This window comes from Mesorhizobium sp. M7A.F.Ca.CA.004.12.1.1 (genome assembly GCF_003997835.1).
In the GTDB taxonomy this organism is placed as follows: Bacteria; Pseudomonadota; Alphaproteobacteria; order Rhizobiales; family Rhizobiaceae; genus Mesorhizobium.
This window is the reverse complement of record NZ_RZRK01000002.1, coordinates 18,673-32,328: the sequence shown is the minus strand read 5'-3', so window position 1 is coordinate 32,328 and position 13,656 is coordinate 18,673. Positions and strand designations below refer to the sequence as shown.

Here is a 13,656-nt window from a genome sequence, read left to right as displayed (position 1 = left end):
GCCATGTAGAGCTCATAGGGCGCCGGCTCGCTGATGACGAAGCCCGACAGCAGAATGCCGAGGAAGACCGCGCCCGACGAAATCAGCGCGACCAGCTTGGCGTTGACCGCCGCGCGCGGCAGATCATGGCTGATCGCACTCAATAGGCGTTTTCCGTATTGAGCAGCCGGAGCGGCGTCAGGAACAGGATCCGCAAATCGAACAGCAGCGACCAGTTCTCGATGTAGTAGAGATCATACTCGGTCCGCATGCGGATCTTCTCGTTGGTGTCCATCTCGCCGCGCCAGCCATTGATCTGCGCCCAGCCTGTGACGCCGGGCTTGACCTTGTGGCGGGCGAAATAGCCGTCGACGACCTCGTTGTAGAGCAGGTTGTGCGATTGCGCCGCGATGGCATGCGGACGCGGGCCGACCAGCGACAGCGAACCGAGCAGCGAGTTGAAGAACTGCGGCAGCTCGTCGATCGAGGTCTTGCGGATGAAGCGGCCGACGCGGGTGACGCGAGGATCGTTCTTGGTCACCGTCTGCTTGGCGGTCGGGTCGGCCTTGTCCGTATACATCGAACGGAACTTGTAGACCTCGATGATCTCGTTGTTGAAGCCGTGCCGCTTCTGATGGAACAGCACCGGCCCCTTGCTGTCGAGCTTGATGGCGATGGCGGTCGCCAGCATGACCGGCGAGAACACGACGATGCCGATCAGGCTGAAGACGATGTCGAAGGCGCGTTTGGCGACCGAATCCCAGTCGTTGATCGGCTTGTCGAAGATGTCGAGCATCGGCACCGCGCCGATGTAGGAATAGGCGCGCGGGCGAAACTGCAGCGCGTTGGAATGTGCCGACAGCCGGATGTCGACCGGCAGCACCCACAGCTTCTTCAGCAGCTGCAGCACCCGCGATTCGGCGGTCAGCGGCAGCGATACGATCAGCATGTCGATGCGGGCGATGCGGGCGAACTCGATCAGTTCCGAAATGGTGCCGAGCTTGGGGTAGCCGGCGACGATGGGCGGCGAGCGCTTGTCGCCGCGATCGTCGAAGATGCCGCAGATGCGGATATCGTTGTAGGGCTGCTTTTCGACCGAGCGGATCAGGATTTCCGCCGCCTTGCCGCCGCCGACGATGACGGCGCGCCGCTCCATGCGGCCATCGCGCGCCCAGGCCCGGATCAGCTTCGACATCACCAGCCTGAGGCCGAAGATGAGAACGAAGCCGATGACGAACCAACTGCCGAACAATAGGCGCGAATAGTCCTGCGACATCTTCATGACGAATGCCGTCAGCGCCATCAGGGCGAATGTGCCGGCCCAGACCAGCAGCACGCGGCCGAAGTTGGCGATGGGCCGCATCAGGGCGACGATCTGGTAGCAGTCGGTGACGTCGAGCAGCACCACGGCAAGGAACGAGCCGGCTGCGATCGTCACCGGATATTGCCAGGCGAGATAGTTGAAGAAACCGACATAGTGGAAATAGACGGCGAGCCCGGACAGGAACAGCAAGCCGAATTCGACCATGCGCAGGACACCGCTGACCATGATCGGCGACATCGTATCGCGCCGGTATTGCGAGGCGACCTGGCGGGCGACATCGTTCATGCCGCTTGGCGTGTCGCCGTCGGCCGGGCCGTCGAATTTACGCACCGCCTCTGCTGAAAAGCGGCGCGCGGGGTCGATCTCGTTCATGAGGGCTTTCCGCAAACTTCCCCATGGTCATAGCAAAAGAGAGCTAAGAAACCCTTGAAACAACGTATGGCTTTGGAACGGCTTGGCCCTGTGCCTACCTGTCGAGCGCGGCGAAATAGGCCTTCTCGATGTCGGCGGCCATCACATCGGCGCCGAAGCGTGCCTTGAGGTTGGCGCTATCGGGCATCAGGTCGCGATAGGCGACCGGGTCGGCCAGCGCCTGGCTCATCCTGTCGGCGAGCTCGATCGGGTCAGGTCGGATCAGGGCAGGGGAACCGGTGTCGAATATCTCCGGGATGCCGCCGACCGCGGTTGCGATCATCGGCTTTCCCGCGGCAAGCGTTTCCAGGACGATATAGGGCATGGCTTCGGCGCGCGAGGGAACGATGATAAGCGCGGCAAGGGCAAAGGCCTCCCTGGCCGGCATCGGCGGCAGGAAGCGGACATGGCGCTCGAGCCCGAGGCGTTTCACTTGCCCGTGGTAACGCGCAAGGTCGTCGCCGTCGCCGACCATCACCGCGGTCAGTGCGCGGCCGAACTGTGGGCCGGCGAGGGCCAATGCGTCGATGAAGATATCCGGTCCCTTCAGGTCGCGCATCATGCCGATATAAAGCAGGTCGGCTGCGTCCGGCTCGGTGATCACCGGCTCGAATTCAGTGGCGCGCAGGCCGTTATAGACGAGGGTGTTGGGAATGGGCGGCTCGCCAACCTTGTGGCGATAGGTCCGCCGCTCATAGTCCGAGACAAACAGCAGATAGTCGGTGAAGCGAGCCATGAAGCGCTCGAGCGCGAAGAACAGCTTTCCGATGACCGTGCTCTCGTCATAGTGGAGCGAGCCGCCATGCGGCGAATAAAGGCGGGCTACGCGAGACCTTGATACCCGCAACAAAGAGCCGAACAGACGGGCATAGGCGCCACCCTTGGCGCCGTGCCCATGCAGTACGTCCGGCCGCAATTCCTTGATGATCCTGTATGTGCGCCAAGCCGAGGCAAGGTCGCCGGGACCGACATGGCGCTGCATCGGCGTGCGATGAATGCCGAGCGCCAGCATGCCCTTCATCTGCTCGAACAAATGTTCCTCGAACGCGCCGCCCGTCGTCGAATCGCAGACGATGCCGACCGAATGCCCGGCGGCGACCTGCGCCTCGGCCAGGTCGCGCACATGCCGGAAAATTCCTCCGACGGGTGAGCGAAAGCAATGGACGATCCTGAGCCTGTCCGCCACGTGGTGTCTGTCAGAACAGACGTTCGCGGACGTAGACCGTATCGCCCGGCAGCAGCGGGTCGGAGGTGACCACGCGGCCGGTCATCACCTTGCCGTTGATGTCGCGGGTGATGTCGACGCTTTCCTGGTTGGCGCGCGGCGTAAAGCCGCCGGCAATGGCGATCGCCTTCTGCACCGTCAGGCCGGGAACATAGGAATATTGGCCGGCGGCACCCACTTCGCCCATGACGAAGATCGGCCGGTAGCGGTCGATCTCGACCGAAACGTCGGGATCGCGCAGATAGCCTTGCCGCAATTTGTCGGCGATCTCCTTTTCCATCTGCTGCGCGGTGTGGCCGCGCGCCGGTATGGCGCCGACAAGCGGGAAGGAGAGATAGCCGGATTGATCGACACTGTAGGTGTTGGTCAGCCCGTCCTGCTCGAACACGGTCACGCGGACGCGGTCGCCGGCGCCAAGACGGTAGGGCTGATCGAGCACCTCATGGAAGGCGGCCGGCGTCGGCCGGTAGCTGGAACAGCCAGCCAGCATCGATACGGCAAGCAGCGCGCGAAACAGGGAAGCAGTGCTTTTCATGACCGGACAAGTACCTTCGACTGGGCCGCTGCGGCGTCGCAGCAAACATCAGGGATCGAGGCCCGTTATCATCCTGTTAGGGTTAATGGCCGGTAAAGGGAGCGGCCGACACGTGGCGCATCGGCAAGAGTTTTTGTGATTCTTGGCGGTTTTGTTTGCCGCCCGCCAGTAAACCCTAACGGAAACTTACCACGATCTTAACGGCTGAGTTACCATAGTTGTTTACGGTGCGTGCTGACCCAGTATCGGAGTAGGGATGCATGTCCGTTCAGTCCGCGGCCGCAGATGTCGATGTCGATCTCAGGCAGCTCTTCGCCAGTCTGGCGAGGAACTGGCTGCGTATAGTCCTCGTCGTCCTGTTGGCAACCGGGCTGGCCTTCGCTTTCGCCTCGCTGGCAACCCGGCACTACAAGGCCGAGACGCAGGTGGAGATCGCGCCGCGCGAATCCATCTACACGCGGCCGGCCAGCAACAACAATGACACCGACAAGCCTATTCTCGACGAACAGGGCGTCGCCACCCAGGTCCAGATCATTTCCTCCAACGAAATCCTCAAGCAGGTCTCGCAAAAGCTTGGTCTGGAAAAACTGCCCGAGTTCAATGAAGCGCTCGACATGTCGGCGGTGAGCCGCGCTCTGGTCCTGGTCGGGCTGAAAAGCGACCCGATGGAAATTCCGACGGAAGAGCGCGTGCTCAAGAAAATGCACGAGAAGCTCAACGTCTATGGCGTCGAGAAGACCCGCATCATTGCCGTCGAGTTCTCATCGGAAGATCCCAAGCTCGCGGCCGCCGTACCGGACGCCATCGCCGCCGCCTATATAGCGGGGCAAGGGGCGGCCAAGCTCGAATCGAACAGCGCCGCGGCAGACTTCCTGGCGCCCGAGATCGCCGACCTGCAGCGGCAGGTCAAGGATGCCGAGGCGAAGGTCGCCGCCTATCGCGCCCAGTCCGATCTCCTGATGGGTGGCAACAATTCGGTGCTGGCCACCCAGCAGCTTTCGGAACTGTCGAGCGAACTGTCGAAAGTGCGCGCCAACCGCGCCGCGGCCGAAGCGACCGCCGACGGTGTGCGCAGGGCGCTGCAGAATGGCGGTTCGCTGGATGCCGTGCCGGAGGTTCTGTCGTCGGACCTGATCCAGCGCTTGCGTGAGCGACAGGTCGAATTGCGCTCCAACATCGCCGATCTGTCGACGACCCTGCTTGGCAATCATCCGCGCATTCGCGCGCTGAAATCGCAACTGTCCGATCTCGACGCACAGATTCGCAGCGAGGCCCAGAAGATCATGAAAGGCCTGTTGATGCAGGCCGAGACGGCAAAGGCCCGCGAGAACCAGCTTGTCGCCGACGTCAACACATTGAAAGCCGCTTCGGCGCAGGCCGGCGAACAACAGGTCGATCTCGACGCACTGCAGCGCGACGCGACCGCCAAGCGACAGCAACTCGAACTGTACCTGACCAACTACCGCGAAGCCGCTTCGCGCCAGGATCGCAACTATCTGCCGGTCGACGCGCGGATCGCCTCGAAGGCTTCGGTTCCCTCCGAGGCCTACTTCCCGAAGGTCGGGCCGATCGTCGGCGCGGCTTTCGCCGCATCGCTGCTGATCATGGCCATCGTGACGCTTCTGCGGGAGCTGTTTTCAGGTCGCGCGATGCGACCGGCGAGCGGTTCCCGTTTTGAACGGATCGATGAGGTCGCGATGCCCCATGTGGCGCAGGCGCCGGTCGCCAAGCCATTTGTCCGCCACGAGCCTGCCGTCCTGCAGGACTCCTTGGTTGGCCAGGAGCTGCCTGAACGTGCGGATGAAGCGGAGCCCTATGCCGCCGCGATGCCGGCCATGGCCGAGGCACCGGATGTGGTCGCAATGCCCGATACGACGGCGACAGAGCAGACGGCTGTCGAGCCCGAACCGGCGCGTTCCACCCTGGGCGAGATCGATATCGAGAAGGCTGCCGAAAAGCTGATCTCCAGCGGTGCGGCGCGCGCCATATTCGTCTCGCCGGAAGGCGACGAGGCGGCTGCATCCGCGATCCTGGTGGCGCGCGAGGTCGCCGACGCCGGGCTGCGCGTGCTGTTGCTGGACCTCACCGCGTCGGGGGCCGCCTCGCGGCCGATGCTGGACAGCGGGCTTTTCCCCGGCATCACCAACCTGCTCGCTTCGGAAGCGCAGTTCAGTGACGTCATCCATGCCGATCTCTACTCGGACTGTCACGTCATCCCGGTCGGAACCGCCGATCCGGTTCGTGCCATGCGTGCCGCCGACCGGCTGCCGATCATCATGCAGTCGCTGACGACAGCCTACGACCTGGTCGTGGTCGAGTGCGGACCGGCCGACGCACAAGGCATCGGCCGCCTGACCGGCGATGCCACCGAGGTCTTTCTCTCCATGCTGGAGGCCGACGATGAGGTGACGCAGGCTGCGGTCAAGCTGATCGAGAACGGCTACCCCGACCTGACGCTGGTGACGCCGCTCGGCCACGAACCGCCCGGCAATCCGGTGCCGAGAAGGCGCACTGCCGCTGCCTGAGGGGAGCCCCGGATCGCCGGCGGGGCCGTTCTGCGGTTCGCCCGATCTATCCCAGTTCAAGCGTCGTTACGCCGAACACCCTTCGCAGGTCCAATTCCGGGGCAGGCCCCTTGTACATGCGCGTGGTGGTGAAGGTCGGCGCAAAGCCGGCCGCATCGAGCGCAGTTATGAAGCCGGCGTTATCGGCGGGGACGTCGATGTGCAGCTCGCCGCCCTCGCAGGCACCGGCCAGCCCCTCCAGGAGTTGCAAAGCGATCTCCGTGTCGTCGGCAAACAGCGGGCCGATCTTGAAGCCGGATCGACAGCGGCGCGCCACGCCAAAACCGGTCACGCCGCGCGAACCGATCGCCGCTAGCCCATGATGCGGCTCCTGCAGCCATCGCTTCAGAAAGGTGCCTCGGGGCGCCGGAAAGCAATGGGCGTCATAGGCGACGATGCCGGACAGGAGCTGCGTCGTAATCATCCGCAACCCATCGGCCCTGACCGGCTGGCCTGCCATGCGCCCGGTGAAGCGGATGGTCTCATAGGCCGGCGCGAAGCCCTTGCGCCGGTAATTGGCCTGCTGCTCGGCGACGCCGTCGAGGCCGACAGTCCGGCCCGAGAGCCTTTTCATGCCGGCGTCCCACACGGCCTTGCCGTAGCTCATGCCGCGCATGTCAGGCCGGCAGATGTAGAGGCCGATGAAACCGAATTCGCTTCCATAGGCCACGGCCGAAATTGCCGCGACCATGTCGTCGCCGACAAAGGCGCCGATGAAGCCTTCGGGGTCCGCGGCCTGGAACATCGCCGGGTCTTCATGACCTGGGTTCCAGCCTTCCGCGGCCGCCCAGTCGACGAGAAGCGCCAGTTCCTGCAGGGACAGTGTGCGGATGATCGGCTTCATGGCGTCAGCTATCTTCTTCCGCGGGCGCTGCCTGGCCGGCGGCTTTGCGGCGCAGCACTTTGGTCAGCTTCCAGATCGTCGGGCTGTTCTTGACGAAGGCCTTCAGCCGTGCGCCTTGCCGAAGCGTCAGCGCCAGCATGCGGCCCTTCACGGTCAAGGGGACCAGCACTTCGAAATGCCGCGTTTCGATATCGCACCACAGCCGCTTGTAAGGCTCATCTCCGACCGAAAAGTCATAGACCTCGAAACCGGTCTCGCAGGCTTCCTGGATGTTGTCGAAGAACAGGAAGTCGCCGGGGCTGGCGTGCCCAAGATCGTCCTCGGCGATCGCTCCGAATTCGCAGATCAGGCGTTTGCCCAAGCGGCTTGAACCGGTGATGGCGCGCAGCTTGCCGGCAACCTCGAGCCCGTGCAGCACGAAGGAAGGCCTGTCCTCGGCAAGCGCCTGCATGAACAGCGCGCGGAAGAAGCCGCGTACCTGTGCGTCGCCAAAAACATTGGCGATGCCCATCTTGCGGAAGCGGAGTTCCTTCATCTCGAAGAAGGCGTCGAGCAGCCTGCCCACCTCGTCGGGGGTGCGGGCCCCGATGCGCCGATAGCTGCCTACGGCCTCGAATTTCCGGATCTGCGACCGGTGCTTCTTGCGTTTGCGTTTGCCGCTGGCGCGGGAAAGCAGCGCATCGAAGCCGCCGGCGAGATCGACGGCCAGCGACAGGTTGGGGCTGGAAAAATGCTCAAGCGATGCGAGCGGATTGGCGACGCCGTCGAGATCGGGCAGCAACCGCTCGAGCGCGACCAGATCGATGTCCGGGCGTGCCTTGGCGATGGCCGCCAGCACCGATCGGAGGGCCGGTATATCCGCTTTGGCCAGCCAGTTCGGGTCCGCGGCGACGAAGTTGCCGTTGGCGTGGCGCCCACCCATGAAGCGGGCGATCCGGAACGGCCCCCTGGCGGCAACCTCCAGCGCCAGCGAGAAAACCGGTTTGCCCTCGGCACTCAGCGTCGCGACGAGCAGGTCCGGTCGTGTCTCGGTCGCCCAGTTCTGGACCCAGGCAGCACTCTGCGCCGGCCCAAACAGGGCCGAGCGGCAGAACTCGGCATAGGCCGCGAGTCCGTCCGTGGACGCCACTGAAATCGACAGGCCGGCATGGTCCCGTGGCAAGGCGCGCGACGATGCCTCGGTCGCCGCAAGCCGATTGCCGTCAAATGACGCGGTTGCGTCAACCATACCTCAATCCTTAGGACGTATTGATCGCGATTTGGGGGTTCGCATAGGCGCATTCCGTGCTTGGATCAGCCTAGGCGCAAAAGGTGAATGAATGATCGACGGCGGGGAGGCAATCCGGAAACTGGCGCTGAACGTCGCCCGCTATACCGGCCTTGCACCGCTGGCCAAGCCGTTCATCGGCGGCATCGGCGCCATCCTGATGCTGCACCGTGTTACCGCGACGCCGGAAAAGCCGGACAGCGTCAACCGGCATCTGAATATCGCGCCCGGCTTCCTTGACGCCATGATCGCCGACATGAAGGCGCATGGCTATGCCTTCGTCTCCATGGACGAAGCCGTTGAGCGCATCAAGGCAGGCGGCAAGGGCGGTCAGTTTGCCACCATCACCGCCGACGACGCCTATCGCGACAACATGGTCGAGGCGCTGCCGGTGTTGGAGAAGCATGGCGCGCCGATCACCATCTATGTCGCACCCGGGCTGATCAACGGCACAGCAGACCTGTGGTGGGACGTTGTCGAGGACATCGTCAACGCGCGCGATACCTTGACGCTGACGCGGCCGAATGGTCCGCTGGCGATCGATTGCTCGACCCCCGCGAAGAAGCTGCAGGCCAATGCACGCCTGCACGCCTATCTCACCTCGGAAATCCGCGAGGAGGACCTGCAGGCCGTGTTGCGTGACCTGGCTCGCGCAAACGGCATCGACGCCGACGGCCCACGCTTGCGCACATTGATGAGCTGGGATGAAATCCGTCGCATCGCCGCGCATCCGCTGGTGACGATCGGCGCCCATACGATCAACCACAGCAATCTGAAGCGGCTCTCCGAAGCCGATGCCCGGCACGAGGTTGGCGCCGTGCGCGCCATGTTGCAGGCCGAACTGGGCGAAATGCCCCGCCATTTCGCTTATCCCTATGGCTATGCCAGCGCTGTCGGCTGCCGCGAAGTGGGTTTTGCCCGCGATGCAGGCTATATCTCCGCCGTGACGACGCGCCACGGCGTGCTGCGCGCCGAGCATGCCGGGTTCCTGCACGCCTTGCCGCGCATTTCCGTCAACGGCCGCTACCAGAGCCTCGCCCACATCCGCACCATGCTGTCGGGCGTGACGACGCCGCTCGCCAACGCCGGCAAGATGGTTGTCACCATCTAACGCTGGCGGTTTCGCCTAGCGCTTGGCCCTCGGCTCCAGCATCAACCATTTGATGATGCCCATCGCCGGCAGCACCCACAGCAGGCCGCTGAGCAGGAAGAACAGGAAATGCACCCACGGACCCGACTCCGACAGCCGGGCGACCGCGAAGATCGATGCGACCAGCGCATAGATGATGACCAGCGCCACCAGCAGAAACATTCCGATCAGCTTTTTCAGGCGCAGGGGCATGGCTGGTCTCCTGATCGAGCATGCCGGAATTCGCACAAGAGGCCTGGCAGGCTCATGGGGTATCGGCCTCGCATAGGCCTTGAGGCGAGACTGTGCAACCGGTGAGACGCGGCGCGACGGCGTGCCGCGCCGTATGGTCTTGCCAGCACGGGTGCGATGGTCCACCAATCCGCCAAATCAACCTGCCGGGACAAGATCATGGCTGCCATATCAGCTGCCGCGCCATACGTCGCCCGCGACCGCGACCTGCATAACCGGGCGCTGCTGCGCGGCTGGCTCTATGTGGTGCTTCTGGTGCTGTTTGCGCTGGTGCTGGTCGGCGGCGCCACCAGGCTCACCGATTCCGGCCTGTCGATTACGCAGTGGAAGCCGATCCACGGCGTGATCCCGCCGCTCAACGATGCCGAGTGGCAAGAGGAATTCCAGCTCTATCAGCAGATCCCGCAATATGCCGAGCTCAACAAGGGCATGAGCATCGAGGCGTTCAAGTCGATCTTCTGGTGGGAATGGGCGCACCGCATCCTGGCGCGCAGCGTCGGCCTGGTCTTTGCCCTGCCGCTGCTGTTCTTCTGGGCGACGCGCCGCATCGAGCGCGGCCTGGGAGCGAAGCTGGTGGGCATTCTCCTGCTCGGCGGCCTGCAAGGCGCCATCGGCTGGTGGATGGTGGCTTCAGGATTGGTCGACCGGGTCTCCGTCAGCCAGTACCGGCTGGCGACCCACTTGACACTCGCCGCGCTGATCTTCACCGCCACCATGGTGGTCGCGCGAGGATTGGCGCCGCATTCCGAACCCGCCGCCGATCGGTCGACGCAGAGGCTGGCCGGCTTCATCGTGCTGCTGGCGCTGATCCAGATCTATCTCGGCGGCCTGGTAGCCGGGCTCGATGCGGGCCTGAGCTACAACACCTGGCCGTTGATGGACGGCAAGATCATCCCTGGCGATCTGCTGATCCTCGAGCCGGCATGGCGCAACTTCTTCGAGAGCCCGAAGACGGTGCAGTTCGTCCATCGGCTTGGCGCCTACACGGTTTTCGTCGTGGCCTTGTGGCACATGATCGCCACGCGCCGGCGGCTGCCTGAAACAACGCATGCGCGGCGCGCGACGCTGCTGTTTCTACTGGTGCTGGTCCAAGCTTCGATCGGTATCGGCACGCTGCTGATGCATGTGCCGCTGCATTTGGCGCTGACCCATCAGGGATTTGCGCTCGTCGTCCTGGGGTTTGCAGCCGCCCATTGGCGCGGCACCAAGGGTGCTTGTCCCTTGCCGGCGGGAATAGCGCTCAGGGGCTGATCTTGAGCTGATCTACCGGGTCCGGATCAGAAGCTTGCCCGTACCGCCCGGATCGCCTTGACGACCGACAATTCGCGGTTCTCCTCGACCGCATTGTCGTCCTCATGATGCCATGACGCCGAGAGGCAACCATAGGCGATGGCATGATCAAGGATGGCGGGTGGTGTCTGGCCCAGCGTTTTGGCAAAAATCCCGGCCATACCAGCGATCCGCTCGGGGTCGAGGCAGAGATCGTCCCGCTCGAGCGGGTTGTAGAACATGTTCGCCGCATCGAAGCCGGGATCGCCGAGCACGCCCTTCGGATCGATAGCCAGCCAGCCGCGCCGTCCGTGCAGGATGTTCTCGTGATGCAGGTCGCCATGCAGTGGCCTGATATCGTGCGGATCGGCCAGCAGCCGGTCGGCAATAGTGGCGGCCTCGACATAGAGGCTCTCATGGCCGGCGTCGCGATCGGCATTTGCCTTGTTGAACAGGCTGGCGAACCGTTCCCTCAGTGGCTGAAGTTCGGGCGGGAAGGGGTCTTTCCCCTGTGAAAACAGTTTCGCCATCACCTCGGCCGCGATTACGGTCGCGGCAAAGTCGCCCTGTTCTTCGAGAACCTGCTGAAGCAGCGTTTCACCGGCGTATTCGAGCAGCATGCTGTGGCCGTCGCGGCCGAGCAGACGCACCGCGCCTTCGCCGCTCCGCCAGGCGAGATAATGCTCGCCGCGCAACTCGTCGGCGACATCGTCGAAAGGCTTGAGCGCCTTGACGATCGCCGGCGACCCGTCTTCGCGCAAAACCTTCCAGATGCGGCTCGAAAAGGTCTCGGCAATGAGTTCGGGCGCGCTGACTTTCCAGCGCGCCGGAAAGGCTGGCGTGTCCATCAGAGGCCGAGCATCAGGTCCATGTTCTGCACGGCGGCACCGGAGGCACCCTTGCCAAGATTGTCATAGACCGCCAGCAGCAGGGCCTGCGCCCGTTTGTCATTGGCAAAGACATAGACCTTCATCCGGTTGGTGCCGTTGTAGACCTCGGGATTGATCTCCGGCATGCGCTCCGAATGCGCATAGGGCGCCACTTCGACCACGCCGCCCTTGATGGCGGCGAAATGGTCGGCAATCGCCGCATGCAGCTCCGCACCGGTCGGCACATGGTCGAGGCCGCCAAGCTGCAACGGCACGACGGTGATCATGCCTTGCGCGAAATTGCCGACCGCCGGCTGCATGATCGGATCATGCGACAGCCTGGCATAGGCCCTCAATTCCGGCACGTGCTTGTGCTGAAGCGTGAGGCCGTAGGGCAGGAATTCCGAGGCTTCCTCGCCCTTGGCGACATAGTCCTCGATCATCGGCCGTCCGCCGCCCGAATAGCCCGAAATGCCGTTGACGGTGATCGGGAAATCCGCCGGCAGCAGGCCTGACGTGACCAGCGGCCGTAGCGTGGCGATCGGTCCCTGCGGCCAGCAGCCTGGGTTGGCGACGCGTTTTGCCGAGGCGATCGCCTTTGCCTGGTCCTTGTCCATCTCGGCGAAACCATACGCCCAGCCTTCCGCCACGCGATGCGCGGTCGACGCATCGATGACCTTGGTGGTGTCGTTGGCGATCAGCGAGACGCTTTCCTTCGCCGCGTCGTCAGGGAGGCACAGGATCGCGACATCGGCGGCGTTGAGAAACTCGGCGCGCGCCGCCGTTTCCTTGCGGCGTTCGGTCGGGATGGACATGATCTCCAGATCACTGCGCTCGGCAAGCAGCGCCCTGATCTGCAGGCCGGTGGTGCCGTGTTCGCCGTCGATGAAGATTTTCGGTTTCATGGGTTGATCAAATTCCCTGATATTTCAAGATTATATGCCCTGACCTTGAATCACTGCGGCACCATTGTGGTTGCCGTTGTTCAACTCTTCAAGCCGGGCCTTTCGCTCAGCCAGCAGGCCGAGATATTGCATGGCCACCATCGAGCCGGCGATCGCCGTTATATCGGCGTGATCATAGGCCGGCGCAACCTCTACGATGTCGGCACCGACAATATCGATCTGGTTGAGTTGGCGCAGCGTCGACAGGATCTTCGCCGAGGACGGCCCGCCGGCAACTGGCGTGCCTGTGCCAGGCGCGTAGGCCGGATCGAGGCAGTCGATGTCGAAGGTGAGGTAGGTCTTCTTGCCGCCGGTGCGGTCGACGATGGCGTAGGCGATATCGGACGCCCGCATCTCCTCGATTTCATGGCCATGGAGGATCTTGATGCCGAACGTGTCGGGTGCATGGGTGCGGATGCCGATCTGGATCGAGCGGTCGGGGTCGATGATGCCTTCCTTGACGGCACGGCCGACGAAGGATCCGTGGTCGATGCGCTTGCCGTCGTCCGGCCAGGTGTCCTGATGGGCGTCGAACTGCACCAAGGCGAGCGGACCATGGACGGCGGCATGCGCCTTGAGCAGCGGCCAGGTGACGAAATGATCGCCGCCGAGCGTCAGCAGGAAGGCGCCGGACTTCAGGATCTTGGCCGCTTCACGTTCGATCGTGCCGGGTGTCTTCTGGTGATTGCCCGAATCGAGCAGGCAATCGCCATAGTCGACCACCGCCAGATGCTCGAACAAATCGCGTGAGAACGGATATTGCGGGTCGTTATCGAGGATCGCCGAGGCGCGGCGGATCGCCTGCGGCCCGAAGCGGGCGCCGGGCCGGTTGGTGACGGCGGCATCGAAGGGAATACCCCACACCACAGCATCCGCGCCCTTCACGTCCTTGGTGTATTTGCGCCGCATGAACGACAGCGCGCCGGAGTAGGTCGGCTCGAACGCGGCGCCCGTTTTGGAACGGGCGGTGAAGGCGTTGTCGATGTTGTTGTTCGCCATTACGGATCCTCGTTTTTCATCGGGTTGCAACAACTACAGAACCGG

At 63.6% G+C, this 13,656-nt stretch carries 12 protein-coding genes; 3 read left to right on the top strand and 9 right to left on the bottom strand.

What is annotated here, in order from left to right; all coding sequences use genetic code 11:
• Positions 1-139: 139 nt before the first annotated feature.
• From EN984_RS00425 to EN984_RS00415, 3 genes are all read right to left on the bottom strand, one after another.
• Entirely contained in the window at positions 140-1,675 is a 1,536-nt protein-coding gene (locus tag EN984_RS00425; RefSeq protein WP_127267065.1) for an undecaprenyl-phosphate glucose phosphotransferase, read from the bottom strand.
• A gap of 94 nt (positions 1,676-1,769) precedes the next feature.
• Positions 1,770-2,900 carry a glycosyltransferase family 4 protein gene (locus EN984_RS00420; RefSeq protein WP_127267066.1) on the bottom strand — a complete coding sequence of 377 codons (1,131 nt, stop codon included), beginning with the start codon at positions 2,898-2,900 and terminating at the stop codon, positions 1,770-1,772.
• A gap of 10 nt (positions 2,901-2,910) precedes the next feature.
• Positions 2,911-3,474 (bottom strand): polysaccharide biosynthesis/export family protein, encoded by a 564-nt coding sequence (locus tag EN984_RS00415; RefSeq protein ID WP_013532220.1) that lies wholly within the window; start codon positions 3,472-3,474, stop codon positions 2,911-2,913.
• A gap of 260 nt (positions 3,475-3,734) precedes the next feature.
• Between EN984_RS00415 and EN984_RS00410 the strand changes: the two genes are divergently transcribed.
• Positions 3,735-5,999, top strand: coding sequence for an exopolysaccharide transport family protein (locus tag EN984_RS00410; protein WP_127267067.1), 2,265 nt, complete (start codon positions 3,735-3,737; stop codon positions 5,997-5,999).
• Between the two features lie 46 nt (positions 6,000-6,045).
• Here the strand turns inward: EN984_RS00410 and EN984_RS00405 are convergent, their stop codons facing one another.
• Positions 6,046-6,882 carry a GNAT family N-acetyltransferase gene (locus EN984_RS00405; protein WP_127267068.1) on the bottom strand — a complete coding sequence of 279 codons (837 nt, stop codon included), beginning with the start codon at positions 6,880-6,882 and terminating at the stop codon, positions 6,046-6,048.
• Between the two features lie 4 nt (positions 6,883-6,886).
• Positions 6,887-8,110 carry a GNAT family N-acetyltransferase gene (locus EN984_RS00400; protein ID WP_127267069.1) on the bottom strand — a complete coding sequence of 408 codons (1,224 nt, stop codon included), beginning with the start codon at positions 8,108-8,110 and terminating at the stop codon, positions 6,887-6,889.
• Between the two features lie 91 nt (positions 8,111-8,201).
• Here EN984_RS00400 and EN984_RS00395 point away from each other — a divergent pair, with 91 nt between their 5' ends.
• Positions 8,202-9,260 carry a polysaccharide deacetylase family protein gene (locus EN984_RS00395; protein ID WP_127267070.1) on the top strand — a complete coding sequence of 353 codons (1,059 nt, stop codon included), beginning with the start codon at positions 8,202-8,204 and terminating at the stop codon, positions 9,258-9,260.
• A 15-nt stretch (positions 9,261-9,275) separates the two neighbouring features.
• Here EN984_RS00395 and EN984_RS00390 read toward each other — a convergent pair whose 3' ends face one another.
• Positions 9,276-9,491, bottom strand: coding sequence for a DUF2842 domain-containing protein (locus EN984_RS00390; RefSeq protein WP_013532215.1), 216 nt, complete (start codon positions 9,489-9,491; stop codon positions 9,276-9,278).
• 198 nt (positions 9,492-9,689) lie between these two features.
• On the opposite strand from EN984_RS00390, the gene EN984_RS00385 reads away from it, so the two are divergent.
• Entirely contained in the window at positions 9,690-10,781 is a 1,092-nt protein-coding gene (locus EN984_RS00385) for a COX15/CtaA family protein (protein ID WP_127267071.1), read from the top strand.
• Between the two features lie 26 nt (positions 10,782-10,807).
• Here the strand turns inward: EN984_RS00385 and EN984_RS00380 are convergent, their stop codons facing one another.
• The 3 genes from EN984_RS00380 to speB are packed head-to-tail and all read right to left on the bottom strand — an operon-like array spanning position 10,808 to position 13,611.
• Positions 10,808-11,650 carry an aminoglycoside phosphotransferase family protein gene (locus EN984_RS00380; protein ID WP_206517161.1) on the bottom strand — a complete coding sequence of 281 codons (843 nt, stop codon included), beginning with the start codon at positions 11,648-11,650 and terminating at the stop codon, positions 10,808-10,810.
• Positions 11,647-12,573 carry an N-acetyl-gamma-glutamyl-phosphate reductase gene (gene argC, locus EN984_RS00375; protein ID WP_127269613.1) on the bottom strand — a complete coding sequence of 309 codons (927 nt, stop codon included), beginning with the start codon at positions 12,571-12,573 and terminating at the stop codon, positions 11,647-11,649. The genes EN984_RS00380 and argC overlap by 4 nt, the downstream gene beginning before the upstream one ends.
• 30 nt (positions 12,574-12,603) lie before the next feature.
• Entirely contained in the window at positions 12,604-13,611 is a 1,008-nt protein-coding gene (gene speB / locus EN984_RS00370; RefSeq protein WP_127269614.1) for an agmatinase, read from the bottom strand.
• Positions 13,612-13,656: the final 45 nt, after the last annotated feature.

Coding starts and splice junctions, on each gene's coding strand:
- EN984_RS00395 (WP_127267070.1), top strand. CDS start 8,202: ATGATCGACGGCGGGGAGGCAATCCGGAAACTGGCGCTGAACGTCGCC.
- speB (WP_127269614.1), bottom strand. CDS start 13,611: ATGGCGAACAACAACATCGACAACGCCTTCACCGCCCGTTCCAAAACG.
- EN984_RS00425 (WP_127267065.1), bottom strand. CDS start 1,675: ATGAACGAGATCGACCCCGCGCGCCGCTTTTCAGCAGAGGCGGTGCGT.
- EN984_RS00410 (WP_127267067.1), top strand. CDS start 3,735: ATGTCCGTTCAGTCCGCGGCCGCAGATGTCGATGTCGATCTCAGGCAG.
- EN984_RS00390 (WP_013532215.1), bottom strand. CDS start 9,491: ATGCCCCTGCGCCTGAAAAAGCTGATCGGAATGTTTCTGCTGGTGGCG.
- EN984_RS00385 (WP_127267071.1), top strand. CDS start 9,690: ATGGCTGCCATATCAGCTGCCGCGCCATACGTCGCCCGCGACCGCGAC.
- EN984_RS00400 (WP_127267069.1), bottom strand. CDS start 8,110: ATGGTTGACGCAACCGCGTCATTTGACGGCAATCGGCTTGCGGCGACC.
- EN984_RS00405 (WP_127267068.1), bottom strand. CDS start 6,882: ATGAAGCCGATCATCCGCACACTGTCCCTGCAGGAACTGGCGCTTCTC.
- argC (WP_127269613.1), bottom strand. CDS start 12,573: ATGAAACCGAAAATCTTCATCGACGGCGAACACGGCACCACCGGCCTG.
- EN984_RS00415 (WP_013532220.1), bottom strand. CDS start 3,474: ATGAAAAGCACTGCTTCCCTGTTTCGCGCGCTGCTTGCCGTATCGATG.